The organism is Citrobacter freundii complex sp. CFNIH2, from assembly GCF_002880615.1.
Taxonomy (GTDB): domain Bacteria; phylum Pseudomonadota; class Gammaproteobacteria; order Enterobacterales; family Enterobacteriaceae; genus Citrobacter_A; species Citrobacter_A amalonaticus_F.
In genome coordinates, this window is sequence record NZ_CP025757.1 from 1,695,943 (window position 1) to 1,722,931 (window position 26,989).

Sequence of the window (26,989 nt, forward strand, 5' to 3'; positions counted from 1 at the left end):
CTAATTCTTCCGTGGTGACAATATAAATATAAAGGAAAGAATATTTTAAATTAAAACCGTACAGTCTACTTTATGTTACCAAGAGTACTTCATTCCCAGCATGCCTTGTGTATCACTGTATCCTTTATCGCCCACCTGCTGCGCAACGTTACCCCACAAATTAAGACGTGGCGTGATTTGCCCTTCAACACCGGCCTTTAATTCGCCCACATTCTTTGTACCGCGCATCTCATTTTGTACACCGTTCATTGTCATACGGGTATCCCGCGTATTATGGATCCAGTTCATCTCCACGAATGGCTGGAAAGTCCGGTCATTATTATCATCCTGGGCATTGTGCCCGTTGATATACCCTCTCAGACCCAGGCGGGTCATCAGGTTACCACCCGTGTCGTCTTTTACCTCGGTGCCGTTCGCTTCCCGGTGATCGTCAGCCTGAACATCCATCCACACCATCTGAATTTTCGGCTGGATCCAGTAGCTGTCACGTCTGCTCTCCGCCAGCTTCAGGCTGTAACCGGCTTCCACAGAGGCCGTAACGCCGCGGGATTTATAGTTTTCCGTGATCAGTCCCTGACCTGACACCGTATTGTCAAACCAGTTGTACAGCACCCAACTGTCAACATAGGTTCCTGTTTTATCAGCGTCATTCGCATACCAGGTTCCGTACAATCCGGCACTGTAGCCATCAATCTGTCCGCGTGAGGTATAGCCTGTCACCCCCGACTCGCTGCGACTCCTGCTGTTGGCATAGCCTCCCATCACGCCAACGTGCCAGCGATCCAGACCGTCGGTGCTCCACTGCGCCAGGTCGCCGCCCAGTTGCAGCACATAGCGGTTGCTTTGCGTACCGATCTGACCACTGCCGTCTTTAAAACGGGTATGTCCTCCGGTGTTGCGTATCCACATACTGGTGACTTTTTTCTTGCCGGTCAGTACGTCGGTATACTGTGTCTCTCCAAGACGATCATGCAGACGAGTCATAAACAACGTGTTGGCCGCCTGATTATTGGCAAGGTAACTTCCAGCCTCCGGGCGCAATTGTGCTTCACTGTCCGGTTCTGCCACCTCTGTCAGACTGGTCAGATACCAGTTGCTCTGCATAGCGCCCTCACCGCGAACCAGAGAATAATCGTAAGCTCCGGCGACAATGCGCCCGTCCTGAATGAACTCACCGTCAGAACGCCCTCCCACATTGATAAGCTCAATCCCTTCCAGGGTCTGTGCACCAGTTCCCCCTGCATTGTTTACGCTGACCCAGGTGGTGCCAGTGGTATTCCCTGCCACAGCCATATGATCCGTGGCGGAGGCATCGTCATTCAGTACCGTATTAAACAGCAGATGCCCCTCATTACCCGAATAATCGCCATTCACGACCAGCTGATTGCCCGCCTGAGCAGTATCAGAAACCCGGGCAAGACGGATCAGTCCGCTGTTTGTCAGGCCACCGTTAATCGTCAGCATGTCTGTTTCTGCTGCGGCCAGGGTGCTCATCAACGCCTGTTGTGTGGCGGCTATCAGCGGAGATGCTCCTACCTGCAGGATCCCCTGGTTATTGACACTACCCGAGACGGTACCGTTTCCCGCCAGGGAGCCCTCTTCATAAATGTTGACCTGTGAGGACGCCAGCGTGGCGGAATTATCTCCGGCGCCAAACGTCAGCCCGCCCTGCCGTATGTCGGTCGTTCCGGTGTACAGCGTGCTGTTTATACCCAACACCACCGTACCAGCCCCCTCTTTGAGAAGAGCTCCGTTACCCGTAATGCGGTTACCAAGTTGCCAGTCCTCACCGGTAGTGAGCGTCAACAGCCCTTCGTTTTCAACGGCGGCCTCCCCCAGATGCGCTGCAGTGGATGCCATCAGGTTGCTTTCAGCATCGACCGTGAAAATCCCGCTGAAATCGCTGTTGTTACCTGCAAGTTTTACCTGACTGGCATGCAGCGCCAGCGTGCCGGTATTACTCAGGCTGTTAACCATCACGCCTTCTGCATCCGCTACGTTGACCTGTCCCGCCAGATCCAGTGAGCCGGTCCCCAGCCCCTGAACCGCATTCAGGTTTGCCGTGGCGCTCTCTGTGACGGAGACGGCTGCACTCAGCGAAGCGTTGGCCCCGTCCACTTCCAGGGTCCCACCGTTCAGTGTAAGCGAGCCACTTCCTGTCAGCTCCCCGTTGATCTGCCCGCCCTGGTTGATACCCAGACTGCCGCCGTTAAGACCGATCCGCGCATCTTCCACGATGTTCACCCTGTCTACCGTCTGGCTGTGTCCGTTCATCTCAAGGCCGGTACCTTGTGCCATCTGCAGCAGAGCCGTATTGCCCAGTACGTTATCGTTCTGCATCAACAGCGTTCCACTACGGATATCCGTGGTCCCCGTATAGTCATTCTCCAGATTGGACAAAGAGACCGTATTTCCTTCCCCGGTATCGATCGCCAGATCGCCTGTTCCGGTTAGTTTCGCGCTCAAATCCGCTGAACTACCTGTTCGACCTTCGTTTGCCAGAACCAGCGCATCACTCTCCTGCCCCAGCAACTCCACCTGAGTCAGCCCGTAGTTGACGTACAGCCCATCACTATTTTCCCCGCCAGTCAGGCGATAATCATACGTACCGCGAGCTACGATCGTACCATTCTGGGTGATATCGCTGACTGCGCCGCCATTGCTAATAATATTGCCGTTCTGATCCGTTAGCGTCAGATTCCCGCCACTCCCGGTAACACTGCTGCCGGATGCAAGCTGAACCAGGATATTGCCATCATCCTGCTCAAGTAAGGGAATAGTGTCACCGGGTGTGGGCAGACTATTACTGAAGTCACCACCCGTGGTAATTTGCACTGCGCCCTGGCCGGAAATATCCAGCGTACCAGTGCTGTAAACCGTATTGTCGCTTGCCGTTTGTCCCGGAGTAACATCACCAAAAATCAACGTGCCGCCATCGAAGGCAACCCCAGCCAGATTCTGCTGACCGTCGCCCACTTTTGCCACACTTCCGGCCCCCAGATTCAGCACCATATTTCTCAGCGCCGCAGTATTCGTTCCTGCAAGCGAAAAAATCGTATCTTTCAATGCCAGCGTCCCGCTGAAAGCATCGGTCAGGGTAGATGAGTTGAAATCGAAATTATTGCCGCCGGTATTCACAGCCAGGGTGCCTTGTCCCGCCAGCGTGTTAATGAACTCCCAGTCCTGAGTCGCATCAATCGCCAGTGTTCCACCGGTCAGAGAAACAGCGTTGGTTCCTATATTATTTTGATCTGAAATAATGAGCGTGGCCGGGGCATCAATATTGAAATTACCCTGATACGCTGAATTATCACCAGAAAGGGTTGATATGCCGCTCTGCGCATTGACTGTGCCGTTACCGCTGATATTTGCCGCGAGGGAAAAATCACTGCTGGTGTGATTTAAATTTAATACTCCGCTACCTGAACCGAATATAATATTTTGGGTATCGATGATTCCCGCGGCAACCGCGGTCTCGCCATCTCTGGCACCAACAGCCAGTTCACCTATAGAATTTGCATTTGATGCAATACGAATTTCCGGTGCGCTGAGTGTCCCTTCATTGGCAGCAACGGCAGCCCCCTTACCATTTAATCCTATTGCAATGAGTGTTCCCGCCTGTGCCAGAGAGCCCTCACCCGATACGCTCAACGTATTGTCATAGCCAAGGGTGGATGGCTGATTACCAATATTAATATTGTTTGTTGTATGCGCGATTCCACCATTCGTGACACTCAACGTCCCGTAACTATATGTTCCAACAATGATTCGAGCTGCAGTCCATAACTCACTACCTGTCCCGTCGACAATAACACTTCCGGATGTCGTCCCGGTTCCCACAGGACTGTCACCAATCCAGATCCCACCAAAAGAGGTGCTGGTTACATAATCCAGTAACTTTCCTCCATCGAGGATATTGATATATCCGCTACCGTCCCTTGCACCGACCCGGATTGACGAATTATTGTTTGCCGCATTGAATAAAACCCGACTTCCCTCACCTGATATCGTCAAGGAGCCGTACGCCGGTGTGGTTCCAACCGGGCCGTCCGCGGAGCCTCCTATATTGAACGGATATGCCGAACTGGCGGCATTAACATTAATAATCCCACCGTTGATAACCTCAATTTTACCAATACCTCCGCCACGCCCCGCACTCAGGTAATTAGTAGTAAACTCGCCACCAGATGTGACAATTAATGTGCCCTCGTTTACGTATCCAACATTTGTAGATGTGTCAGTGACTTGTGTATCAATAATTAGCACCTGGCCATCTGTAATATTAGATGAATAAACAGTCGAACTTGAAATAGCAGTAAACACAGCAAGAAAGATCTTGCTTAACCTGTATTTTTCTAACATCACCAACCCCTTAGGAGTGATCGAAATACCTATTTAGAGTTATTTTATGCGGCCACACGAAAGCGGAGCTAACTAATGCTAGTTTAGTTGGCCTATATTAATATGCTCTAGTATATTTCTATATTAAAAATCATTATCTTTATGTCAAAAAGACATTTAAATTTCAGCTTCAAAAGCTACATCATATCTTTCCGAGAGAATAAAAAAACAACAATCAATGCATTACGATAAAACCACGCGTCTAAGTCAGCATGAATTTAAACTTTGCGGGAAAAAGCCAACAATGTATTTTTCGCGATCATATATAATTTCAAAGCTTGTTTTTAATACTCATGCTTAGCAAGTGATTTCATTTATTAAAACTTTGTTGCCAATAGTTTTGCAACTTCAAAATATGAATCAATGAACTCACTCCAAGTTTTTCCAGTATTTTATATTTCCTTGTATATATGGTTTTTAAACACAAACCACCAAGACTCTTTGAAATATTATTTATTGTGCGCCCAGACATATACATATTAAGAAGCTGTAACTCTTTGCTTGTCAACTTTCTTCTGCCTGTTAGCATCAAATTTGATGCATATTTACTTCTTTCTCTTACAACCTTGTCCATATAGTATTTCAGTTCGGTCACAGGTTCTCTTTTATAATCAAATGTAATGAAAGTGCATAACAAAAAATGATATAGAGAACCTTGTCCTTTAGTTAAACACATTGCACTTTCAACCGGCATTAACGATATCAGACCATCTCCGCGATCGTAGATAACAACCCCATCATAAACTGACGGTGTCGCTTTTATGTACATTAAAAACAAACTCTGGAATCCAATTTTAAAATAAACATTAGGAGAAATTATAACCATTAAAACCAATACCATTTCTGCAACAAAGTTAAATTCATGGTTATTATAATAATTTGAAAAAGTTAATCGACTTAAAAAAAATTAAAAACATAACTTATTGATAACCCTAGTCAAAAAAGGACTTAAATCATTCTTATTCATTCATTTAAGTACAAGAAGTGGTTCTAATTTGTGACCTCACAAAAAAACAATGGTCTAACACCTGCAGAAAAAACATAACCTGCATTATCAACTGTTGCTATAGTTAAGTCGAACTTACCACCAATGTGTGTAAAGAAACCAGGAAGCAAAAGCTCCAAATCCTCATCTGAAAGAGTTTCATCTCTGCTACTTTTTCTTATTTCTGTAGTTGAAAGTCTATAGCTACTATTTAAAAGAACCCAATCATATTTTACCAACCTACGTATTACGCCTATTTTTTTATCATTTTCAAAGTATGTTCCACTTACGGTTAAAATCCCCATGCCATTATCCTGTGAAGAAAGAAAATCGATTAATAAATTTAACTGAGTGTCTTTATGGGAAATGATAAGATATGTTGAGCATGGTTTAACAAATCCCGAATGGGTATTATTAAAAAAACCAAGATAAACACCAACCGTCACAACACCAATAAGTAGTATGGAAAGTAATCTTTTCATTTTTCGATCCCTTCTCTAAAATAAAATGATATGCAGTTATCTTTAATTTTAGTTTTGATTTCTTTTTTGCAAGTTATTGCGGAAGAGACCGAACTTGCTTTGTAAGTCGAAATATATACCCATGGATAGTCTTCACAAAAAAGATCCATTTTTTGTAGTTTTGATTGTATCTCCGTAACTTTATCAAAGTCATACTTGACTCTGGCATTAGAATAAACATGGCACCCATTCTTGGTTAAATGCACTTTATAGTCTCGATAGACATCCAACTCTCCCCTGTTAATTGACAAATAAATAACCGCTATACCAACTGACAAACAAATAACAAAAAACAGTAATAACAATCTCCATTTTTTAATATGCAGGAACTTGTTATTTAAGACGCTACATATTTCATCATTAGTCATATCTAAATTTTGCACACTAGCAGTTTGCGATGATTCATTCATTTCTACAGTGTCAACTTTTGATGATATTTTAAAACCTTGCCCAGGTATGTTCTTTATTATTTTATCATCAGTCGAGTGTACTTGTTTAAATCCGCGACGAATAATGGATATATTCTGATGTAACGTATTTAATGGTACTAACATACCATTATCTCCCCATATTCGATTTAATAACTCCTCGTGGCTGACAAGTTGTGGGGCATTCTCAAGCAATAAAGATAAACATTTACTGGAAGGTGTAGTCAACGTTGTGCTAAGGTCAGAATTAACAAGCGATATTAACTTATTCTCTTCAGGCCTAAACTCTATTTCACCATTAATGATGTAACTGATCATTACACACCACTCCTAAGGCTCTCATTAATATAGTATAGCTAAAAAACGGATAGCAATAATTAAATATTTATATTAACCAAAATATAACACATTGATTTAACGGGACTATCAAACTGTCATGCTTTTTTATCTTTTAGAAACCTGAATATATATTATATTTTAAAACCAATTTTTAACACTGTTAGTTTTAATTGGCAGGTAAAGACCACCGGTATTTTATTCAAAAATATCAAAGTGATGTATTACTTTTCATTTCTTTTCATTTTTAGCTTTTTTTTGGTGATTATTCTTAAAAGTCTTTATTAATGGCAAGTTCCGCTTCTGGATTTTCAAACATATCCTTGTGCGGATCGCGGGGTTCGATAAATAATTTCGGTTATTTTTGCTAGCCGACAGAAAACAGACATAAAAAAACGGGAACCCTCGGCTCCCGTTCTCATACAACCCAGAATCTGGATTACATGTTTTTGATGATCGCGTCACCAAACTCTGAACATTTCAGCAGCTTAGCGCCTTCCATCAGACGTTCGAAGTCATAGGTCACGGTCTTCGCGGCAATCGCGCCTTCCATACCTTTAACAATCAGGTCTGCGGCTTCGAACCACTGCATGTGGCGCAGCATCATCTCAGCGGAGAGGATGATAGAGCCCGGGTTCACTTTGTCCTGGCCGGCGTATTTCGGCGCCGTACCGTGCGTTGCTTCGAACAGCGCGCACTCATCACCGATGTTAGCGCCTGGGGCGATACCAATACCGCCTACTTGCGCCGCCAGGGCGTCAGAAATGTAGTCACCGTTCAGGTTCATACAGGCAATCACATCGTATTCCGCCGGACGCAGCAGGATCTGTTGCAGGAACGCATCGGCGATCACGTCTTTCACCACGATCTCTTTGCCGGTGTTCGGGTTCTTGATTTTCATCCACGGGCCGCCATCGATCAGCTCAGCGCCGAATTCTTCACGCGCTAACTGGTAACCCCAGTCTTTAAACGCGCCTTCGGTGAACTTCATGATGTTGCCTTTGTGAACCAGGGTCAGAGAGTCACGGTCGTTAGTGATCGCATATTCGATCGCCGCGCGAACCAGACGCTTGGTCCCTTCTTCAGAGCACGGTTTGATACCGATACCGCAGTGTTCAGGGAAGCGAATTTTCTTCACGCCCATCTCTTCACGCAGGAATTTGATCACTTTTTCTGCATCTGCAGAGTCCGCTTTCCACTCGATACCGGCGTAGATGTCTTCTGAGTTTTCACGGAAGATAACCATGTCGGTCAGTTCCGGATGTTTAACCGGGCTTGGGGTGCCCTGATAGTAACGAACAGGACGCAGGCAGACGTACAGGTCAAGTTCCTGACGCAGCGCAACGTTCAGAGAGCGAATACCGCCACCGACTGGGGTAGTCAGCGGACCTTTAATCGCCACGCGGTAGTCACGAATCAGATCCAGGGTTTCTGTCGGCAGCCAGACGTCCTGACCGTATACCTGGGTAGATTTCTCACCGGTGTAAATTTCCATCCAGGAGATTTTACGCTCGCCTTTATAGGCTTTCTCGACAGCGGCATCGACCACTTTCAGCATGGCAGGGGTTACGTCAACACCGATACCGTCGCCTTCGATAAACGGGATAATCGGATTCTCAGGAACGTTGAGTTTGCCGTTTTGCAGGGTGATCTTCTTACCTTCCGCCGGAACAACTACTTTGCTTTCCATTCACCTCTCCTTCGAGCGCTTCTGGTTTGCTCGTCTGTCATCGCGCTGCATGTGCCTTTGCGTCCTGCTGCACGACTGCGTTAGAGCAATTTTTTGTTAATGTTTTGTAATGATCATGTCAATACTACCCTAATGTTCGCTGCCATGAAAGACACTCGTTATTAGGCTATAATGCGGCAATTGATAAGATCTGAAAATACCATGCAAAAAACTTCTTTTAGAAATCACCGGGTTGAGCGATTCAGCCAACGACAAGTCACTAAGCCCCGGAAAGAAAACCAGCCAAAACGCGTGGTTTTGTTCAATAAACCTTACGATGTTTTGCCACAATTTACCGACGAGGCCGGACGCCGCACGTTAAAAGATTTTATTCCTGTGCAGGGCGTGTATGCCGCAGGTCGTCTCGACAGAGACAGCGAAGGGTTACTGGTGCTCACCAATGACGGCGCACTGCAGGCGCGTCTGACACAACCCGGTAAGCGTACCGGTAAAATTTACTATGTGCAGGTGGAAGGCGAACCGACAGCGGAGGCGCTGGAAGCGTTGCGCAATGGCGTGACGCTGAACGATGGCCCCACCCTGCCCGCCGGTATTGAGCTGGTCGCGGAGCCTGAGTGGCTGTGGTCGCGCAATCCGCCCATTCGCGAGCGAAAAAACATCCCCACCCGTTGGCTGAAAGTGACCTTATATGAAGGCCGTAACCGCCAGGTGCGACGAATGACCGCGCACGTTGGCTTCCCCACGCTGCGCCTGATCCGCTACGCGATGGGTGATTACAGCCTGGAAAACCTGGCCAACGGTGAATGGCGGGATGTCACTGATCAAAAGAAAGGATAAATCATGTTCAAACCGCACGTCACGGTCGCCTGCATCGTCCATGCAGAGGACAAGTTTTTAATCGTTGAAGAGACTATCAACGGCAAAGCGCTGTGGAATCAGCCCGCCGGGCATCTGGAAGCCGATGAGACGCTGGTGCAGGCCGCCACGCGCGAGCTGTGGGAAGAGACCGGCATCGAGGCTCAGCCTCAGCACTTCATTCGCATGCATCAATGGATTGCGCCGGACAATACGCCTTTTTTGCGTTTCCTGTTTTCTATTGAACTTGCCAATATGTGCGACACCGAACCCCATGACAGCGATATCGACTGCTGCCGGTGGGTAAGTGCCGACACCATCCTTACTGCCCCAAACCTGCGTTCTCCGCTGGTTGCCGAAAGTATTCGTTGCTATCAAAATGGCGTGCGTTACCCGCTGGAGATGATCGGCGAATTTAACTGGCCGTTTACAGAGGGTGTCAACTAAAAGGGGTGCGTGATAGAATACGCCGCCTTGAAGTTCAATGTCGTGAGTATTCCAATGTCAGAAAGCCCAAAAAAAGTGATCGTCGGCATGTCCGGCGGTGTCGATTCCTCCGTTTCCGCCTGGCTGTTGCAACAACAGGGTTATCAGGTAGAAGGCCTGTTCATGAAGAACTGGGAAGAGGACGACGGTGAGGAATATTGCACAGCGGCAGCCGATCTGGCCGACGCGCAGGCCGTCTGCGACAAGCTCGGCATTGAACTGCACACCGTAAACTTTGCGGCTGAATACTGGGATAACGTCTTTGAACTGTTCCTTGAAGAGTACAAAGCGGGCCGTACGCCGAATCCGGATATTCTGTGCAATAAAGAGATCAAATTTAAAGCCTTCCTGGAGTTCGCCGCAGAAGATCTGGGCGCAGACTACATCGCCACTGGACATTACGTCCGTCGGGCGGACGTCGACGGCAAAAGCCGACTGCTGCGCGGGTTAGATGGCAACAAAGACCAGAGCTACTTCCTCTACACGCTGGGCCATGAGCAGATCGCACAAAGTCTGTTCCCGGTCGGCGAACTGGAAAAACCGCAGGTGCGTAAAATTGCCGAAGACCTGGGGCTGATTACCGCGAAGAAAAAAGATTCTACCGGCATTTGCTTCATTGGCGAACGTAAGTTCCGCGAATTTCTGGGCCGTTATTTGCCAGCGCAGCCGGGTAAAATCATTACCGTGGACGGCGAAGAGATTGGCCAGCATCAGGGGCTGATGTACCACACGCTGGGTCAGCGTAAAGGTCTGGGCATCGGCGGTACCAAAGAAGGAACGGAAGATCCGTGGTACGTGGTGGATAAAGACGTTGAGAACAACGTTCTGGTGGTCGCTCAGGGTCATGAACATCCGCGTCTGATGTCCGTCGGCCTGATTGCGCAGCAACTGCACTGGGTTGATCGCCTGCCGTTCACCGGCACGATGCGTTGCACAGTGAAAACCCGCTACCGCCAGACGGATATTCCGTGCACCGTCAAAGCGCTGGACGCCGAACGCGTTGAAGTGATGTTTGACGAGCCGGTTGCCGCCGTCACTCCGGGCCAGTCAGCGGTCTTTTACAGCGGCGAAGTGTGCCTCGGCGGCGGTATTATCGAGCAGCGACTGCCCCTGCCGGTATAATTATTCTTAACAGACTGATACAAGGAAGCAGTGACCGTGGCAAAGAATTATTATGACATCACCCTCGCACTGGCTGGGATCTGCCAGTCAGCACGCCTGGTGCAACAACTGGCGCACCAGGGACATTGTGATGCCGATGCGCTCCACGTCTCACTGAACAGCGTTATCGATATGAACCCCAGCTCAACGCTGGGCGTGTTCGGCGGCAGCGAGGCGAATCTGCGCCTCGGTCTGGAAACCCTGCTCGGCGTGCTGAATGCCAGCAGCCGTCAGGGGCTGAACGCGGAACTGACCCGCTACACGCTGAGTCTGATGGTACTCGAGCGTAAACTCACCGCCGCCAAAGGCGCGCTCGACACGCTGGGCGAGCGGATCAACGGCCTGCAACGCCAGCTCGATCACTTTGATCTGCAATCCGAAACGCTGATGAGCGCGATGGCCGGTATTTATGTCGATGTCATCAGTCCGCTCGGTCCACGCATTCAGGTGACTGGTTCCCCTGCCGTATTGCAGAGCCCACAGGTACAGGCCAAGGTTCGCGCCTCGCTTCTGGCCGGCATTCGCGCCGCGGTGCTCTGGCACCAGGTTGGCGGCGGCCGTCTGCAGTTAATGTTTTCTCGTCATCGCCTGACCACTCAGGCAAAACAAATTCTTGCTCATTTAACCCCGGAGTTGTGATCTATGGAATTATCCTCACTGACCGCCGTTTCCCCTGTCGATGGACGCTACGGCGATAAAGTCAGCGCGCTGCGCGGGATTTTCAGCGAATACGGTTTGCTGAAATACCGTGTACAGGTAGAAGTACGCTGGCTGCAAAAACTGGCCGCGCACGCAGCGATCAAGGAAGTTCCTGCTTTTGCTGCCGACGCAATCGGTTTCCTCGATGCTATCGTCGCGAACTTCAATGAAGAAGATGCCGCGCGTATTAAAACTATCGAGCGCACCACCAACCACGACGTCAAGGCGGTTGAGTATTTCCTGAAAGAAAAAGTGGCGAATGTACCGGAACTGCATGCCGTTTCTGAATTCATTCACTTCGCCTGCACCTCGGAAGACATCAACAACCTGTCTCACGCGCTGATGCTGAAAACCGCCCGCGATGAAGTGGTGCTGCCTTACTGGCGTCAACTGATCGACGCGGTCAAAGATCTGTCCGTGCAGTATCGCGATATTCCCCTGCTCTCCCGCACCCACGGCCAGCCGGCTACGCCGTCAACGCTGGGTAAAGAGATGGCTAACGTCGCTTATCGTATGGAACGTCAGTTCCGTCAGCTTAACCAGGTCGAAATCCTCGGCAAAATCAACGGCGCTGTCGGTAACTATAACGCCCACATCGCCGCCTATCCGGAAGTGGACTGGCATCAGTTCAGCGAAGAGTTCGTCACCTCGCTGGGTATTCAGTGGAACCCGTACACCACGCAGATTGAGCCGCACGACTACATCGCCGAACTGTTTGACTGCATCGCCCGCTTTAACACCATTCTGATCGACTTCGATCGTGACGTCTGGGGTTACATCGCGCTGAACCACTTCAAGCAGAAAACCATTGCCGGCGAAATTGGTTCTTCCACCATGCCGCATAAAGTTAACCCTATCGACTTCGAAAACTCCGAGGGTAACCTGGGGCTGTCTAATGCGGTCCTGCAGCATCTGGCGAGCAAACTGCCGGTTTCCCGCTGGCAGCGCGATCTGACGGACTCCACCGTTCTGCGTAACCTGGGCGTGGGTATCGGCTATGCGCTGATCGCCTATCAGTCCACGCTGAAAGGGGTGAGCAAACTGGAAGTGAACCGCGACCGTTTGCTGGACGAGCTGGATCATAACTGGGAAGTACTGGCAGAGCCGATCCAGACCGTGATGCGTCGTTACGGTATTGAAAAACCGTACGAGAAGCTGAAAGAGTTAACCCGTGGTAAGCGTGTCGATGCGGAAGGCATGAAGCAATTCATCGACAGTCTGCCGCTGCCGGACGACGAGAAAACCCGCCTGAAAGCCATGACTCCGGCCAATTATATTGGTCGCGCTATCACCATGGTGGATGAGCTGAAGTAATCCCTTGCCCGGTGGCGCGACGTCACCGGGCCGACTTCCGCGCATGGCTCATGCCGCCCTTCGGCCCTTCCCTTTTCCCGGTTTACGAAATGTTTATCCCCGCAACACCATAATCAGCGTTAAACTATTCATACCGTAAATACAGTGAGAAAAGATGATGCGTGTACTGGTTGTTGAGGATAATGCGTTATTACGTCATCACCTGAAAGTTCAGCTTCAGGATGCCGGACATCAGGTTGACGACGCCGAAGATGCCAAAGAGGCCGATTATTACCTTAACGAACACCTGCCTGACATCGCTATCGTCGATTTGGGGCTTCCGGATGAAGATGGACTTTCACTGATCCGCCGCTGGCGGAGCAATGACGTTTCGCTCCCGGTTCTCGTCCTGACCGCCCGTGAAAGCTGGCAGGACAAAGTGGAAGTGCTGAGCGCGGGTGCGGATGACTACGTCACCAAGCCGTTCCATATTGAAGAGGTCGCCGCGCGGATGCAGGCGCTGATGCGCCGCAACAGCGGCCACGCTTCGCAAATTATCTCTATTCCGCCTTTTCAGGTTGATCTCTCGCGCCGCGAACTCTCGGTCAATGATGAAGTGATCAAACTGACCGCGTTTGAGTACACCATCATGGAAACGCTGATCCGCAATAATGGCAAGGTGGTCAGCAAAGACTCGTTGATGTTGCAGCTGTATCCGGACGCCGAGCTGCGTGAAAGCCACACCATCGACGTGCTGATGGGCCGTCTGCGTAAAAAAATACAGACGCAGTATCCGGATGAAGTCATTACCACCGTGCGAGGTCAGGGATATCTTTTTGAATTGCGCTGATGAATAAACTGTTGCGTCATCTTTTCCCGCTGTCACTGCGCCTGCGCTTTCTGCTGGCCACCGCTGGCGTAGTGCTGGTGCTCTCTCTGGCCTATGGCATGGTTGCGCTGGTCGGCTACAGCGTGAGTTTCGATAAGACCACGTTTCGTCTGCTGCGCGGCGAGAGTAACCTCTTCTATACGCTTGCAAAATGGGAAGACAATAAGATCCACGTCGAACTTCCCGAGCACCTCGACATGCAGAGCCCCACGATGTCGCTGATCTATGATGAGAACGGCAAACTGCTGTGGGCCCAGCGTAATGTCCCCTGGCTGGTCAGACTGATTCAGCCCGACTGGCTGAAAAGCAATGGTTTCCATGAAATAGAAGCCGACATCAGCGCCACCAGCACGCTGCTCAATGACGATCACTCCGTTCAGGAACAACTGAAAGAGGTTCGGGAAGATGACGACGACGCCGAAATGACCCACTCGGTAGCAGTGAACGTTTACCCGGCTACCGCGCGCATGCCGCAACTGACGATCGTGGTGGTGGACACCATTCCGATTGAGCTTAAACGCTCGTATATGGTCTGGAGCTGGTTTATTTATGTGCTGGCTGCCAATCTGTTGCTGGTCATTCCCCTGCTCTGGGTGGCGGCCTGGTGGAGTTTGCGCCCCATCGAGGCACTGGCTCGCGAGGTGCGCGAGCTGGAAGAACATCATCGCGAACAGCTTAACCCTGCAACGACGCGGGAGTTGACCAGTCTGGTGCGTAACCTGAACCGCCTGTTGAAAAGCGAGCGTGAGCGTTATGACAAGTACCGCACCACACTGACCGATCTCACCCACAGTCTGAAGACTCCGCTCGCCGTGCTGCAAAGTACGTTACGTTCGATGCGCAGCGATAAGATGAGCGTCAGCGAGGCAGAACCGGTGATGCTCGAACAGATCAGCCGAATTTCACAGCAAATCGGCTACTACCTGCATCGCGCCAGTATGCGCGGCGGCGGCGTCCTGCTGAGCCGCGAACTGCATCCGGTCGCACCGCTGCTGGATAATCTCACATCGGCGCTGAACAAAGTGTATCAGCGTAAAGGGGTGAACATTAGCCTCGATATCTCACCGGAAATCAGCTTTGTCGGCGAGCAGAACGATTTTGTCGAGGTGATGGGCAACGTGCTGGATAACGCCTGCAAGTACTGTCTTGAGTTTGTCGAGATTTCTGCCCGCCAGACCGACGATCATCTGTACATCGTGGTGGAAGATGATGGTCCAGGGATCCCGCACAGCAAGCGCGATCTGGTGTTCGATCGCGGTCAACGTGTGGATACGCTGCGCCCTGGGCAAGGCGTAGGACTGGCAGTGGCGCGAGAAATTACCGAGCAATACGACGGCAAAATTGTTGCCAGTGACAGTCTGCTCGGCGGCGCGCATATGGAAGTTATTTTTGGTCATCAGCAGCCGGGGCCGAAAGACGACTAAACCCAAATGTAATAAATATGAGCCAACTGCACGCATCTGGTTAAGCATCCGTTATAATCGGTGACAGATACCCGCCCCAGCCTGTGGAAGCTCAATATGGAATACCAATTAACACTCAACTGGCCCGAATTTCTTGAACGTCACTGGCAAAAGCGCCCGGTGGTGTTAAAACGCGGCTTTAATAACTTTATCGATCCCCTCTCCCCTGACGAACTGGCAGGGCTGGCGATGGAAAGTGAGGTCGATAGCCGTCTGGTAAGCCATCAGGATGGCAAATGGCAGGTCAGCCATGGTCCGTTCGAAAGCTATGACCATCTCGGCGAGAATAACTGGTCGTTACTGGTGCAGGCGGTGAACCACTGGCATGAGCCAACCGCCGCGCTGATGCGTCCCTTCCGCGCCCTGCCTGACTGGCGTATCGACGATCTGATGATCTCATTCTCGGTCCCTGGCGGCGGCGTAGGTCCCCATCTCGATCAGTATGATGTGTTTATCATTCAGGGAACCGGTCGCCGTCGCTGGCGCGTGGGTGAGAAGTTGCAAATGAAGCAGCACTGCCCGCATCCGGATCTGCTGCAGGTCGATCCTTTTGAAGCCATCATCGATGAAGAACTGGAGCCGGGCGATATTCTCTATATTCCGCCTGGATTCCCGCATGAAGGCTATGCGCTGGAAAACGCGATGAACTATTCCGTCGGTTTCCGTGCGCCGAATACCCGTGAGCTGATCAGCGGGTTTGCCGACTACGTCCTGCAACGTGAGCTGGGCAGTACTTATTACAGCGACCCGGACGTGCCGTCGCGTGAGCATCCTGCTGACATCCTGCCGCAGGAGATGGACAAACTGCGTACCATGATGCTGGATTTGATTAATCAGCCGGAGCATTTTAAACAGTGGTTTGGCGAGTTTATCTCCCAGTCGCGTCATGAACTGGATATTGCACCGCCGGAGCCGCCGTATCAGCCTGATGAAATCTACGATGCCCTGAAACAAGGCGATGTGCTGGTGCGTCTGGGGGGATTACGGGTGCTGCGTGTGGGTGATGACGTTTATGCCAACGGCGAGAGAATTGATTCCCCGCACCGTCCGGCGCTTGAAGCCCTTGCCAGCCATATCGTGCTGACCGCAGAGAACTTTGGTGACGCGCTGGAAGATCCGTCGTTCCTCGCGATGCTGGCAGCCCTGGTCAACAGCGGGTACTGGTTCTTCGAAGGGTAAATTTAAACGATGCCGGATAGCGGCGCTAACGCGTCTTATCCGGCCTACGGTTCACATGTCATGTAGGCCAGATACGCGTCGCGCCATCCGGCATCAACCACGCTACGACTGCTTCGCCGTTAACTCGGCAATCCGCACAATCACCTGCACCGCTTTTTCCATGCCTTCCAGCGTCACAAACTCATGCTTGCCATGATAGTTGTAGCCACCGGTGAACAGGTTCGGGCACGGTAGTCCCATGAAAGAGAGCTGCGCGCCGTCGGTACCGCCGCGAATCGGCTTCATATCCGGTTGGATATCGCAGTCACGCATCGCCTGCTGTGCGATATCCAGCACATGCGGATGCTCAACCACTTTTTCGCGCATATTGTAATAACTGTCTTCAATCACCAGTTCAATATAGCAGTCCGGATGCAGACCCTTCCCGACCTTTCTGGCAATCTCCATCATCTTACGTTTGCGCGCTTCAAACTGTTTGCGGTCGAAGTCGCGAATGATGTAGTGCATATCGGCGCGATCCACGGTGCCTTTCATGCTCGCCAGATGATAGAAGCCCTCATAACCTTCAGTCATTTCCGGGCTTTCATCCGCCGGAACCTCGGCATGAATGCGCGCCGCCAGGGATAATGCGTTGACCATTACGCCTTTCGCCGTCCCCGGATGCACGTTATTGCCGACGATTTTGATATTCACCGAAGCGGCATTGAAGTTCTCAAACTCAAGTTCACCCACGCCGCCGCCGTCGACGGTATAGGCCCATTTGGCATCAAAGGCTGCAACATCAAAGTGTTTCGCTCCTTTGCCAACCTCTTCGTCCGGCGTAAAAGCGACGCGAATATCGCCATGCGGAATATTTTTATGCTTCAGCACCGCCAGCGCCGTCATGATTTCCGCTACACCCGCTTTGTCATCCGCCCCCAACAGCGTTTTGCCGTCGGTGGTGATCAGCGTTTGTCCAAGCAACTGATGCAGCACCGGGAACATCACCGGCGACAGCACTTCATCGCCAATGCCCAGCGCGATATCACCACCGCGATAGTTCTCCACGATCTGCGGATTCACGTGCTTACCGCTGAAATCCGGTGAGGTATCCACATGGGAAATGAAGCCAATAGCAGGGATATCGCCAGGGACATTCGCCGGCAACGTTGCCATCAGCGTCCCTTTGTCACTTAATGTCACATTGACCAGCTCCATCTCTTCGAGCTGCTGTTTGAGCAAATTTAATAACTTCCACTGTCCCTCAGTACTGGGAACCTGTCTCACACCCGCTTTCGATTGGGTATCCAATGAAACGTAGTGTAGAAAACGCTCAAGTAGTTTATCCATGCAGTCACCCTCACTATTTGTGACAACATTATCAGTAAGCCACAAAAGACAAATATTGCGTCAGGTCACTTTTATCCCCGCAAACGAGAATATTTCGCTTCCGGACCCCTTTATTCAGGAAATGTATACACAGAATCATTCAGGATGCATCGCCGCGACAAGCGAATGAATCCCCCAGGCGCGTACAAACAGTACGTGACTGCAGCCAACAAAGAAGCAGTCTGAAGGATGAAGTGTAGAGTAATTGGCAACAAACATTGGCGATGACAACGGTTTGCCGTAGAATTACGGCCCTCATTAAGAGTCACCAAGGTGGTCAACCACAAACCCCGCATCGGTCAGCCATCCGTTGCGTCTACATGGGACAGAGTAAAAAATTGAATAAACAACCGCGTTCGCTTTCACCGCTGGTTCTTTTGTCAGATATCAGCAAAAGCTTCGATGGAAAAGAGGTCATTTCTGAACTGGATTTGACAATCAATAATGGCGAGTTCCTCACGCTGCTTGGCCCTTCTGGCTGCGGTAAAACAACCGTTTTGCGCCTGATTGCCGGTCTGGAAACCGTAGATTCCGGGCACATCATGCTCGATAACGAGGATATCACCCACGTACCGGCAGAAAACCGTTATGTGAATACCGTCTTTCAAAGCTATGCGTTATTCCCCCACATGACTGTTTTTGAAAATGTGGCCTTCGGTTTGCGCATGCAGAAAACCCCCACTGCCGACATTACTCCGCGCGTACTTGAAGCACTGCGGATGGTGCAACTAGAAGAGTTTGCCCAGCGTAAGCCGCATCAACTCTCCGGCGGCCAACAGCAGCGCGTGGCGATTGCCCGTGCGGTGGTCAATAAACCACGCCTGCTGCTGTTAGATGAATCCCTCTCCGCGCTGGACTATAAGCTGCGAAAGCAGATGCAGAACGAACTGAAAGCCTTGCAGCGTAAGCTCGGCATCACGTTCGTGTTCGTGACGCACGATCAGGAAGAAGCCCTGACCATGTCCGACCGCATCGTCGTGATGCGCGATGGGCGCATCGAACAGGACGGCACGCCGCGTGAAATTTACGAAGAGCCGAAAAACCTGTTCGTCGCCGGATTCATTGGCGAAATCAATATGTTTAACGCCACGGTGATCGAGCGTCTGGACGAACAGCGCGTTCGTGCTAACGTTGAAGGCCGTGAATGCAATATCTACGTTAACTTCGCCGTTGAGCCAGGGCAGAAACTGCACGTTCTGCTACGCCCGGAAGATCTGCGCGTGGATGAAATCAACGACGACAACCACATTGACGGCCTGATCGGCTACGTCCGTGAACGTAACTATAAAGGCATGACGCTGGAGTCGGTGGTTGAACTGGAAAATGGCAAGATGGTGATGGTCAGCGAATTCTTCAACGAAGATGACCCGGACTTTGACCACTCTCTCGACCAGAAAATGGCCATTAACTGGGTAGAAAGCTGGGAGGTCGTACTGGCTGATGAAGAACACAAGTAAATTCCAGAATGTGGTGATTGTCACTATCGTCGGTTGGCTTGTGTTGTTTGTCTTTCTGCCCAACCTGATGATTATTGGCACCAGCTTTTTGACCCGCGACGATGCCAGCTTCGTCAAAATGGTCTTTACGCTGGACAACTACGCGCGTCTGCTCGATCCGCTCTATTTTGAAGTGCTGCTGCACTCGCTGAATATGGCGCTGATCGCCACCTTCGCCTGCCTCGTGCTCGGTTATCCTTTTGCCTGGTTTCTGGCGCGACTGCCAGAGAGAGTCCGCCCACTGCTGCTGTTTTTGCTGATTGTCCCGTTCTGGACCAACTCGCTGATCCGCATCTACGGGCTGAAAATTTTCCTCAGCACCAAGGGTTACCTGAACGAGTTTTTGCTGTGGCTCGGGGTGATTGATACGCCGATGCGCATTATGTTTACCCCGAGCGCGGTCATTATCGGTCTTGTGTATATCCTGCTGCCGTTTATGGTGATGCCACTGTATTCCAGCATTGAGAAACTCGACAGACCGTTGCTGGAAGCGGCAAAAGATCTGGGTGCCAGCAAGTTGCAGACCTTTATTCGGATCATCATTCCGCTGACCATGCCAGGGATTATTGCTGGCTGCCTGCTGGTAATGCTGCCCGCGATGGGACTGTTCTACGTCTCCGATCTGATGGGCGGCGCGAAAAACCTGCTGATCGGTAACGTGATTAAAGTTCAGTTCCTCAATATCCGCGACTGGCCGTTTGGCGCCGCAACCAGCATTACCCTGACGATTGTGATGGGCCTGATGCTGCTGATTTACTGGCGCGCCTCCCGACTGCTGAACAAAAAGGGAGAACTCGAATGATCGGTCGCCTGCTTCGCGGCGGTTTTATGACCGCTATCTATGCGTACCTGTATATTCCAATCATTATTTTGATTGTGAACTCCTTTAACAGCTCGCGTTTTGGCATCAACTGGCAGGGCTTTACCACCAAATGGTATGGCCTGCTGATGAATAACGACAGTCTGCTGCAGGCAGCGCAACATTCGCTGACGATGGCTATCTTTTCTGCGACGTTTGCCACCGCTATCGGGTCGCTAACGGCCGTGGCGCTGTATCGCTACCGTTTTCGCGGCAAGCCGTTCGTCAGCGGGATGCTATTTGTGGTAATGATGTCGCCGGATATCGTGATGGCGATTTCACTGCTGGTGCTGTTTATGCTGCTGGGCATTCAGTTGGGCTTCTGGTCGCTGCTGTTCTCGCATATCACCTTCTGCCTGCCTTTCGTGGTTGTGACGGTCTATTCGCGGCTGAAGGGGTTTGATGTGCGAATGCTGGAAGCGGCCAAAGATCTGGGCGCCAGCGAAATCACCATCCTGCGTAAAATCATTCTGCCATTAGCTATGCCAGCAGTCGCCGCAGGCTGGCTGTTGAGCTTTACCCTGTCGATGGACGATGTGGTAGTTTCGTCGTTCGTCACCGGGCCAGGCTATGAAATTCTACCGTTAAAGATCTATTCGATGGTCAAGGTCGGCGTATCTCCGGAAGTTAACGCGTTGGCGACCATTTTATTAATGCTGTCGCTGGTGATGGTCATCGCCAGCCAGTTGATTGCTCGTGATAAAACCAGGAGCCGTTAAGGTTCGATACTCAGGGGACGTTAAAATGAAAAAATGGTCACGCCACCTGCTCGCGGCAGGCGCTCTCGCGATGGGAATGGGCGCTGCGCACGCGGACGACAGTAAAACACTCTATTTCTATAACTGGACCGAGTACGTTCCACCAGGACTGCTGGAACAGTTCACCAAAGAGACCGGCATTAAGGTTATCTATTCGACCTACGAGTCGAATGAAACCATGTATGCCAAGCTCAAAACTTACAAAGACGGCGCATACGACCTGGTGGTACCTTCCACCTATTACGTCGACAAAATGCGTAAAGAGGGCATGATTCAGAAGATCGATAAATCAAAGTTAACCAACTTTAACAACCTCGATCCTGAGATGCTGAATAAACCCTTTGATCCTGGCAATGACTACTCCATCCCGTACATCTGGGGTGCGACGGCTATTGGCGTAAACAGCGACAGCATTGACCCGAAAACCGTCACCAGTTGGGCTGATTTGTGGAAGCCGGAGTACAAAGGCAGCCTGCTGTTGACCGACGACGCGCGCGAAGTGTTCCAGATGGCGCTGCGAAAACTGGGCTATTCCGGCAACACCACCGACCCTAAAGAGATTGAAGCGGCCTATAACGAGCTGAAAAAACTGATGCCTAACGTCGCTGCGTTTAACTCCGACAACCCGGCGAATCCGTATATGGAAGGCGAAGTGAATCTGGGGATGGTGTGGAACGGCTCCGCCTTCGTTGCACGCCAGGCCGGTACGCCGCTGGAAGTGGTCTGGCCGAAAGAAGGCGGGATCTTCTGGATGGACAGCCTGTCAATTCCGGCAAACGCCAAAAACAAAGAAGGCGCGCTGAAGTTGATCAACTTCCTGCTTCGCCCGGACGTGGCGAAGGAAGTGGCGGAAACCATTGGCTATCCGACGCCAAACCTGGCGGCGCGTAAGCTGTTAAGCCCGGAAGTCGCCAACGATAAATCGCTCTACCCGGATGCAGAAACCATCAGCAAAGGTGAATGGCAGAACGATGTGGGTTCCGCCAGCGCGATTTACGAAGAGTACTATCAGAAGCTGAAAGCAGGACGCTAATTCAGCAAAAAGGCCCGGAAAATCCGGGCCTTTGTATTACAGCCCTTTCAATAACTTCTCCACAAACTCAGGCACCACCTGGCTTGCCGGACCGTAATATTTCTCTTCAAACTCACTGCCGACCTGGCTTGGTTCCAGATTCAGCTCAACCGTATGCGCGCCGTGCAGCTTCGCTTCGTGGACAAAGCCAGCCGCCGGATAGACGTGTCCGGAGGTGCCGATGGCGATAAAAACATCCGCCATGGCCAGCGCCATATAGATTTCATCCATCCCAAGCGGCATCTCGCCAAACCACACCACATGCGGACGCAGCGGCGCAGGAAACTGGCAGCAGTGACATTTGTCTTCCGGCGTCACATCGCCCGTCCACTCCAGGATTTGTCCGCTCTGCGAGCAGTGCACTTTCAACAGCTCGCCATGCATATGGATGATGTTCTGGTTGCCCGCCCGTTCATGCAGGTTATCAATATTCTGTGTCACCAGCAAAAAGCGGTCGCCCAGCGCCTCTTCCAGCTTTGCCAGCGCGATGTGCGCCGGATTAGGCTGGATTTCAGGCTGCTGCAATTGCCGACGGCGGGCATTATAGAAAGACTGCACCAGCGCAGGATTACGGGCGAAGCCTTCCGGCGTCGCGACATCTTCAACCCGGTGCTCTTCCCACAGTCCATCAGCGGCGCGGAAGGTACGAATACCGGACTCCGCGGAGATCCCTGCCCCTGTAAGCACCAAAACTCTTGGTTTTTCCATCACTTCCGGTACCACTCTGTCTCTGAAAAAGATCCGTTGACGAAGGCGTTCGCGCAGATGGCGTTTGTTTTTCCGAAATCGACTTAACCGATGACCCCGACGCGACAGCATAGCAACCTCTTTTGATTAATCGGTAAGATGTAAAAAGGCGGCGCCACGCATCCCACCCGCATCACCATGTCGCGCTCGCTCAATGCGGGGAACACGTGCCACGGGAAGCAGATGACGCGGCAATCTGTCCGCCAGATCGGTGGTAATGGCTGTAAAATTCGACAATCCCCCCCCGATAACCACCAGATCCGGATCGACGATGGTCAGGATATTCCCCAGACACACCGCCAGCAAATCCAGATAACGCTCAACATGCGCCCGCGCCTGTTCATCGCCCTGCTCCCACAGTGAAATGATTTCAGGCGCCTGTAACGGTTGATGATAGTAATGCTGATACAACCAGGCAAATCCTCGCCCGGACAGATAATTTTCAATACAGCCAAGTTGACCGCAGCCACAGCGACGCAATGGGAAATCGAGCCCCATCAGGGTGAGCGCATCGACCGGCAGACGCATATGACCAAACTCGCCGGTAATGTAACTGCGCCCGGTGATCGGTTTTCCGTTGAGGATTAAACCGCCCCCCACCCCGGTGCCCAGAATCAGGCCCATCACCAGCGGATAGCGGGTGAATTCGTCATCCCAGGCTTCAGACAGGGCAAAACAGTTGGCATCGTTGTCAAGGCGAACGTCGCGATCAAGTCGCGCGCTAAGATCGGCACGCAGGGGTTTGCCACTGGCAGCAGGGACATTCGCGGCATACAGCGTGCCATCTTCGGTTTCCGGCATCCCGGGGATGCCAATGCCCACCGAACCTTTCACGCCAAATCGCTGGTCGGCTTCCGCCACCAGCCCGCAAACGGCCTCTAAAAAAGCGTCATAGCTGTCGCGCGGCGTGGGAACACGCTTTTCCCACTGTAATTTCCGCTCGTTATCAAAGACGCCTAACGCAATTTTTGTCCCACCAATATCAAACCCGTAATACATTGCCGCTCCTTGTTTTATACACTGTATCCTTCAGGCGCCCACGGTTCAGGTCACATGAATGACGTTGTGTATCTCTCACGCAATTATGGCTACTGGCCGCTGAGCACCCTTGCAGGATCGATGTTACTGGCGCGTCGCGCCGGATACCAACTCGCCAACAAACTCAGCAACAGTGCGGTGACCAGCACGTAAATCACATCCAGCCAGTGCAATTCGGATGGCAGGAAGTCGATAAAATAGATATCCCCGGAGAGGAACTGATGGCCGATCAGCGTTTCGATACCGTTAATGATTGGCGTCAGCTGTAGCGAAACCACTACACCAATAACCACGCCGATCAGGCTGCCGAACAGTCCTGCCAGCAAACCGTACCAGACAAAAATGGCGCGGATCAGGCCATCTTTCGCTCCCAGCGTTCTTAATACCGCAATATCGCCGCTCTTGTCTTTTACCGCCATCACTAATGTTGAGACAATGTTAAAACAGGCAACGCCGATCACCAGCACCATCGCCAGATACATAATGGCGCGGATCATCTGGATATCGCGGTACATATAGCCATAGGTGCCAATCCAGCTCTTGATGTAGACATAGCTGTTGGTCACTTCACCTGCATCACGCACCAGTTTGTTAGCATTGAAGACGTCGTTGACCTTCAGCGCAATGCCGGAAACCGTGTTGTTCATCTCCAGATACTGCTGGGCATCGGCCATCGGGATCATCGCGAAGCTGTGATCCAGTTGACCGCTTAACTGCAAAATGCCGGCAACGTGCAGGCGCACGCGTTTCGGCTGCATCAGCTTATGATCGGCATTTGAATTGGGGATCATAATGGAGACCCAGTCCCCCTGTTTCACCTTCAGCGCGTCTGCAACGCCCTTGCCGATAATGATTTGCTGTTCACCGGCTTTAAAATCAGCCCAGGCGTTATTCTGCACAAACGAGGGCAGCGCGCTCAGACGCTGTTCCTGCTGCGGATCCACACCTTTTACCTGAATAGCGCGCAGATTCGCCCCGCTCTCCACCAGTCCGGTAAAGTTGATGTAGGGCGCCGCGGCGGTAATGCCCGGCACCTTCTGTACCTTCTCCAGCGCTTCGCGCCAGTTGCTCCACGGTTGATTAACCGCTTCAATCTCGCCGTGCGGCACCACGGCCAGAATGCGGTTGTTCAGTTCGCGCTCAAAGCCGTTCATCGCGCTTAGACCGACGATCAGAACTGCCACCCCCAGCGCGATGCCGATAGTCGAGATCACCGAAATCAGCGATACCATGCCGCCGCGCCGCCGTCCCCGGCTAAAGCGCAGGCCGATTAATAACGATAAAGGCGAGGCCATTACTCCGCCCCCATCAGGCTCAGTTCTGCCGTCAAGCGTCCGTCACGCATTTCCAGTTGGCGGCTCATACGCTTCGCCAGTTGCAGATCGTGGGTGACGACCAGAAACGCGGTGCCCTGCGAGCGGTTCAACTCGCCCAGAAGCTGGAAGATGCTGTCGGCGTTGCGCGCATCCAGATTACCGGTCGGTTCATCCGCCAGCACCAGCCGCGGGTTGTTGACCAGCGCACGGGCAATCGCCACGCGCTGACGCTCACCGCCGGACAGTTCAGACGGACGATGGCTGGCACGATGATCCAGCCCTACCGCTTTCAGCATTTCACGCGCCCGCGCGTTAATTTCAGCCGGTTTGTGTTTGCCAATTAGCAGCGGCATCGCCACGTTTTCCAGCGCAGTGAAGTCCGGTAGCAGGTGGTGGAACTGATAAATAAAGCCGAGCTTCTGGTTACGCAGTTCCGCCTTCGCCGCCGACGACAGTTTACTCATCGGCTGGCCGCTAAAAATCACATCGCCGGAGGTCGGGGTATCCAGCCCGCCCAGCAGGTGCAACAACGTACTTTTGCCGGAGCCGGAGCTGCCGACAATCGCCATCATTTCGCCTTCGCCCACGCTGAAGCTGACATCGTGCAACACGTCGGTTTGCACGGAACCTTCCTGATAGCGTTTGCACAGTTTGTCGCATTGCAACAGGATCTTATTCATAACGTAAAGCCTCAGCGGGTTGAGTGGCGGCAGCGCGCCAGGAAGGATAAAGCGTGGAAAGCAGCGCGATGGCCATCGCCACCAGCGCAATGACGATGACCTGCAGCGGCTCAATCGCCACCGGCAGCGCCGCACCGTCCAGCAGGATACCGATCACCGGCATCAGGGTATTGAGCTGACTGGCCAGCAGCGCACCCAGCGCGGCACCCAGCAGCGCGCCAATAATCCCGGCGCTGGCCCCCTGTACCATAAAGACCATCATGATCTGTCGCGGCGTCAGCCCTTGCGTTTGCAAAATAGCCACTTCTCCCTGCTTCTCCATCACCATCAGACCCAACGAGGTAATAATATTGAACGCGGCAACCGCCACGATCAGGCTCAACAGCAGCCCCATCATGTTCTTTTCCATCCGCACGGCCTGGAACAGCTCGCCTTTACGCTCGCGCCAGTCCTGCCATTTTGTCCCTTCCGGTAGCGTCTGCTGACTGAGCGAGTCCACCTTCAGCGGTTCATTCAGCCACAAACGCCAGCCGGTGATACTCCCGGCCGGGTAGCGCATGATGCGCGAGGCGTCCTGAATATTGGTCAACATCTGGTAACCATCGACTTCGCTGTTCGCCGCAAAGGTGCCGATCACGGTAAACAGACGCTGGCTTGGCAGACGACCCATCGGCGTGAACTGACTGGCTGACGGCACCATCACGCGGATCTGATCGCCACGATTGACCCCCAACTGTCCTGCGAGCTGCTCACCGAGGATGACATTATACTTGCCTGGCTGTAGATCGGTTTGCTTCACATTGACCAGATACGGCGTCAGCGGATCTTTTTGTGCCGGATCGATACCCAGCATCACCCCGACCGCCACGCTGCGCGCGCTTTGCAGCACGACATCGCCGGTTGTCAGCGGCGCAATACGATTGACACCGTTCAGTTTTACGGCGCTTTCCGGCAGTTGCTGAGGATTCAGAGAGCCCTGCTCCGCAGAAAGGATGGCCTGAGGCATCAAGCCCAGGATGTTATTTTGCAGTTCACGTTCAAAACCGTTCATCACTGACAAAACCGTGACCAGCGCCATCACCCCAAGGGTAATGCCGATGGTGGAAAGCCAGGAGACAAAGCGACCGAAGCGATCTGCTGCACGCCCGCGCATGTAACGCAGGCCGATGAATAGAGCGACAGGTTGGTACATGAAATCCGTCTGGTTGCTGTTAGCAAAGTCACGAGTATATAAGCGAAAGCCGCATGGGTAAACGCCTGAACCGTAAG

23 protein-coding genes are annotated in these 26,989 nt (G+C 51.8%); 12 read left to right on the plus strand and 11 right to left on the minus strand.

Features of this window, described 5'->3' with window-relative positions:
• Nucleotides 1-75: 75 nt before the first annotated feature.
• The 5 genes from WM46_RS26340 to icd all read right to left on the minus strand — a co-directional run bounded on the left by WM46_RS26340 (nt 76) and on the right by icd (nt 8,361).
• A complete protein-coding gene (locus WM46_RS26340) occupies nt 76-4,362 on the minus strand; it encodes an autotransporter outer membrane beta-barrel domain-containing protein (RefSeq protein ID WP_262360467.1) in 4,287 nt (1,428 codons plus the stop codon).
• 349 nt (nt 4,363-4,711) lie between these two features.
• Nucleotides 4,712-5,227, minus strand: a complete 516-nt coding sequence (locus tag WM46_RS08455; RefSeq protein WP_187394469.1) for a helix-turn-helix domain-containing protein — start codon at nt 5,225-5,227, stop codon at nt 4,712-4,714.
• Nucleotides 5,228-5,391: 164 nt separating this feature from the next.
• Nucleotides 5,392-5,868 carry a hypothetical protein gene (locus WM46_RS26345; RefSeq protein WP_187394470.1) on the minus strand — a complete coding sequence of 159 codons (477 nt, stop codon included), beginning with the start codon at nt 5,866-5,868 and terminating at the stop codon, nt 5,392-5,394.
• Nucleotides 5,865-6,653, minus strand: coding sequence for a transcriptional regulator (locus tag WM46_RS08460; RefSeq protein WP_102601998.1), 789 nt, complete (start codon nt 6,651-6,653; stop codon nt 5,865-5,867). Before WM46_RS08460 ends, WM46_RS26345 begins: the two co-directional genes overlap by 4 nt.
• Before the next feature lie 457 nt (nt 6,654-7,110).
• On the minus strand, nt 7,111-8,361 hold the full coding sequence (gene icd / locus WM46_RS08465) for an NADP-dependent isocitrate dehydrogenase (RefSeq protein ID WP_102601999.1): 1,251 nt from the start codon (nt 8,359-8,361) through the stop codon (nt 7,111-7,113).
• A 171-nt stretch (nt 8,362-8,532) separates the two neighbouring features.
• On the opposite strand from icd, the gene rluE reads away from it, so the two are divergent.
• The 8 genes from rluE (at nt 8,533) to roxA (ending at nt 16,386) form a co-directional block, all read left to right on the plus strand.
• Nucleotides 8,533-9,198, plus strand: a complete 666-nt coding sequence (gene rluE / locus WM46_RS08470; RefSeq protein WP_102602000.1) for a 23S rRNA pseudouridine(2457) synthase RluE — start codon at nt 8,533-8,535, stop codon at nt 9,196-9,198.
• A 3-nt stretch (nt 9,199-9,201) separates the two neighbouring features.
• On the plus strand, nt 9,202-9,663 hold the full coding sequence (locus WM46_RS08475; RefSeq protein WP_061077271.1) for an NUDIX hydrolase: 462 nt from the start codon (nt 9,202-9,204) through the stop codon (nt 9,661-9,663).
• Between the two features lie 54 nt (nt 9,664-9,717).
• Nucleotides 9,718-10,824, plus strand: a complete 1,107-nt coding sequence (gene mnmA, locus WM46_RS08480; protein WP_102602001.1) for a tRNA 2-thiouridine(34) synthase MnmA — start codon at nt 9,718-9,720, stop codon at nt 10,822-10,824.
• Nucleotides 10,825-10,860: 36 nt separating this feature from the next.
• Nucleotides 10,861-11,502, plus strand: a complete 642-nt coding sequence (gene hflD, locus WM46_RS08485) for a high frequency lysogenization protein HflD (RefSeq protein WP_061078020.1) — start codon at nt 10,861-10,863, stop codon at nt 11,500-11,502.
• A 3-nt stretch (nt 11,503-11,505) separates the two neighbouring features.
• Nucleotides 11,506-12,876: an adenylosuccinate lyase gene (gene purB, locus WM46_RS08490; protein WP_102602002.1), complete on the plus strand. Its 1,371-nt coding sequence runs from the start codon at nt 11,506-11,508 to the stop codon at nt 12,874-12,876.
• A 157-nt stretch (nt 12,877-13,033) separates the two neighbouring features.
• On the plus strand, nt 13,034-13,705 hold the full coding sequence (gene phoP / locus WM46_RS08495) for a two-component system response regulator PhoP (protein WP_061077207.1): 672 nt from the start codon (nt 13,034-13,036) through the stop codon (nt 13,703-13,705).
• Nucleotides 13,705-15,168: a two-component system sensor histidine kinase PhoQ gene (phoQ, locus tag WM46_RS08500; protein WP_061077206.1), complete on the plus strand. Its 1,464-nt coding sequence runs from the start codon at nt 13,705-13,707 to the stop codon at nt 15,166-15,168. The genes phoP and phoQ overlap by 1 nt, the downstream gene beginning before the upstream one ends.
• A 96-nt stretch (nt 15,169-15,264) precedes the next feature.
• Nucleotides 15,265-16,386 carry a [50S ribosomal protein L16]-arginine 3-hydroxylase gene (gene roxA / locus WM46_RS08505; protein WP_102602003.1) on the plus strand — a complete coding sequence of 374 codons (1,122 nt, stop codon included), beginning with the start codon at nt 15,265-15,267 and terminating at the stop codon, nt 16,384-16,386.
• Nucleotides 16,387-16,488: 102 nt separating this feature from the next.
• Here roxA and pepT read toward each other — a convergent pair whose 3' ends face one another.
• Nucleotides 16,489-17,715, minus strand: a complete 1,227-nt coding sequence (pepT, locus tag WM46_RS08510; protein ID WP_102602004.1) for a peptidase T — start codon at nt 17,713-17,715, stop codon at nt 16,489-16,491.
• 359 nt (nt 17,716-18,074) lie between these two features.
• On the opposite strand from pepT, the gene potA reads away from it, so the two are divergent.
• The 4 genes from potA to potD are packed head-to-tail and all read left to right on the plus strand — an operon-like array spanning nt 18,075 to nt 21,900.
• A complete protein-coding gene (gene potA, locus WM46_RS08515; protein WP_102602005.1) occupies nt 18,075-19,211 on the plus strand; it encodes a spermidine/putrescine ABC transporter ATP-binding protein PotA in 1,137 nt (378 codons plus the stop codon).
• Nucleotides 19,195-20,052, plus strand: a complete 858-nt coding sequence (gene potB, locus WM46_RS08520; RefSeq protein WP_061077202.1) for a spermidine/putrescine ABC transporter permease PotB — start codon at nt 19,195-19,197, stop codon at nt 20,050-20,052. Before potA ends, potB begins: the two co-directional genes overlap by 17 nt.
• Entirely contained in the window at nt 20,049-20,828 is a 780-nt protein-coding gene (gene potC / locus WM46_RS08525) for a spermidine/putrescine ABC transporter permease PotC (protein ID WP_102602006.1), read from the plus strand. Before potB ends, potC begins: the two co-directional genes overlap by 4 nt.
• 25 nt (nt 20,829-20,853) lie before the next feature.
• Nucleotides 20,854-21,900, plus strand: a complete 1,047-nt coding sequence (potD, locus tag WM46_RS08530) for a spermidine/putrescine ABC transporter substrate-binding protein PotD (RefSeq protein WP_102602007.1) — start codon at nt 20,854-20,856, stop codon at nt 21,898-21,900.
• 36 nt (nt 21,901-21,936) lie between these two features.
• On the opposite strand, the gene cobB is transcribed toward potD, so the two are convergent.
• The 5 genes from cobB to lolC all read right to left on the minus strand — a co-directional run bounded on the left by cobB (nt 21,937) and on the right by lolC (nt 26,912).
• A complete protein-coding gene (gene cobB, locus WM46_RS08535) occupies nt 21,937-22,758 on the minus strand; it encodes a Sir2 family NAD+-dependent deacetylase (RefSeq protein ID WP_043000959.1) in 822 nt (273 codons plus the stop codon).
• A 15-nt stretch (nt 22,759-22,773) separates the two neighbouring features.
• Nucleotides 22,774-23,685: an N-acetylglucosamine kinase gene (gene nagK, locus WM46_RS08540; RefSeq protein WP_061070230.1), complete on the minus strand. Its 912-nt coding sequence runs from the start codon at nt 23,683-23,685 to the stop codon at nt 22,774-22,776.
• Between the two features lie 89 nt (nt 23,686-23,774).
• Nucleotides 23,775-25,019, minus strand: coding sequence for a lipoprotein-releasing ABC transporter permease subunit LolE (gene lolE, locus WM46_RS08545; protein ID WP_102602008.1), 1,245 nt, complete (start codon nt 25,017-25,019; stop codon nt 23,775-23,777).
• Nucleotides 25,019-25,720 (minus strand): lipoprotein-releasing ABC transporter ATP-binding protein LolD, encoded by a 702-nt coding sequence (gene lolD, locus WM46_RS08550; protein ID WP_043000962.1) that lies wholly within the window; start codon nt 25,718-25,720, stop codon nt 25,019-25,021. Before lolD ends, lolE begins: the two co-directional genes overlap by 1 nt.
• Complete coding sequence (lolC, locus tag WM46_RS08555; protein ID WP_102602009.1) at nt 25,713-26,912, minus strand: lipoprotein-releasing ABC transporter permease subunit LolC; 1,200 nt, start codon at nt 26,910-26,912, stop codon at nt 25,713-25,715. The genes lolD and lolC overlap by 8 nt, the downstream gene beginning before the upstream one ends.
• Nucleotides 26,913-26,989: the final 77 nt, after the last annotated feature.

What these genes read in the sequence shown, in the direction of transcription:
- WM46_RS26340 (WP_262360467.1), bottom strand. Translation starts at nt 4,362, where the DNA reads ATGTTAGAAAAATACAGGTTAAGCAAGATCTTTCTTGCTGTGTTTACT.
- WM46_RS08455 (WP_187394469.1), bottom strand. Translation starts at nt 5,227, where the DNA reads ATGGTTATAATTTCTCCTAATGTTTATTTTAAAATTGGATTCCAGAGT.
- WM46_RS26345 (WP_187394470.1), bottom strand. Translation starts at nt 5,868, where the DNA reads ATGAAAAGATTACTTTCCATACTACTTATTGGTGTTGTGACGGTTGGT.
- WM46_RS08460 (WP_102601998.1), bottom strand. Translation starts at nt 6,653, where the DNA reads ATGATCAGTTACATCATTAATGGTGAAATAGAGTTTAGGCCTGAAGAG.
- icd (WP_102601999.1), bottom strand. Translation starts at nt 8,361, where the DNA reads ATGGAAAGCAAAGTAGTTGTTCCGGCGGAAGGTAAGAAGATCACCCTG.
- rluE (WP_102602000.1), top strand. Translation starts at nt 8,533, where the DNA reads ATGCGGCAATTGATAAGATCTGAAAATACCATGCAAAAAACTTCTTTT.
- WM46_RS08475 (WP_061077271.1), top strand. Translation starts at nt 9,202, where the DNA reads ATGTTCAAACCGCACGTCACGGTCGCCTGCATCGTCCATGCAGAGGAC.
- mnmA (WP_102602001.1), top strand. Translation starts at nt 9,718, where the DNA reads ATGTCAGAAAGCCCAAAAAAAGTGATCGTCGGCATGTCCGGCGGTGTC.
- purB (WP_102602002.1), top strand. Translation starts at nt 11,506, where the DNA reads ATGGAATTATCCTCACTGACCGCCGTTTCCCCTGTCGATGGACGCTAC.
- phoP (WP_061077207.1), top strand. Translation starts at nt 13,034, where the DNA reads ATGCGTGTACTGGTTGTTGAGGATAATGCGTTATTACGTCATCACCTG.
- phoQ (WP_061077206.1), top strand. Translation starts at nt 13,705, where the DNA reads ATGAATAAACTGTTGCGTCATCTTTTCCCGCTGTCACTGCGCCTGCGC.
- roxA (WP_102602003.1), top strand. Translation starts at nt 15,265, where the DNA reads ATGGAATACCAATTAACACTCAACTGGCCCGAATTTCTTGAACGTCAC.
- pepT (WP_102602004.1), bottom strand. Translation starts at nt 17,715, where the DNA reads ATGGATAAACTACTTGAGCGTTTTCTACACTACGTTTCATTGGATACC.
- potA (WP_102602005.1), top strand. Translation starts at nt 18,075, where the DNA reads ATGGGACAGAGTAAAAAATTGAATAAACAACCGCGTTCGCTTTCACCG.
- potB (WP_061077202.1), top strand. Translation starts at nt 19,195, where the DNA reads ATGAAGAACACAAGTAAATTCCAGAATGTGGTGATTGTCACTATCGTC.
- potC (WP_102602006.1), top strand. Translation starts at nt 20,049, where the DNA reads ATGATCGGTCGCCTGCTTCGCGGCGGTTTTATGACCGCTATCTATGCG.
- potD (WP_102602007.1), top strand. Translation starts at nt 20,854, where the DNA reads ATGAAAAAATGGTCACGCCACCTGCTCGCGGCAGGCGCTCTCGCGATG.
- cobB (WP_043000959.1), bottom strand. Translation starts at nt 22,758, where the DNA reads ATGCTGTCGCGTCGGGGTCATCGGTTAAGTCGATTTCGGAAAAACAAA.
- nagK (WP_061070230.1), bottom strand. Translation starts at nt 23,685, where the DNA reads ATGTATTACGGGTTTGATATTGGTGGGACAAAAATTGCGTTAGGCGTC.
- lolE (WP_102602008.1), bottom strand. Translation starts at nt 25,019, where the DNA reads ATGGCCTCGCCTTTATCGTTATTAATCGGCCTGCGCTTTAGCCGGGGA.
- lolD (WP_043000962.1), bottom strand. Translation starts at nt 25,720, where the DNA reads ATGAATAAGATCCTGTTGCAATGCGACAAACTGTGCAAACGCTATCAG.
- lolC (WP_102602009.1), bottom strand. Translation starts at nt 26,912, where the DNA reads ATGTACCAACCTGTCGCTCTATTCATCGGCCTGCGTTACATGCGCGGG.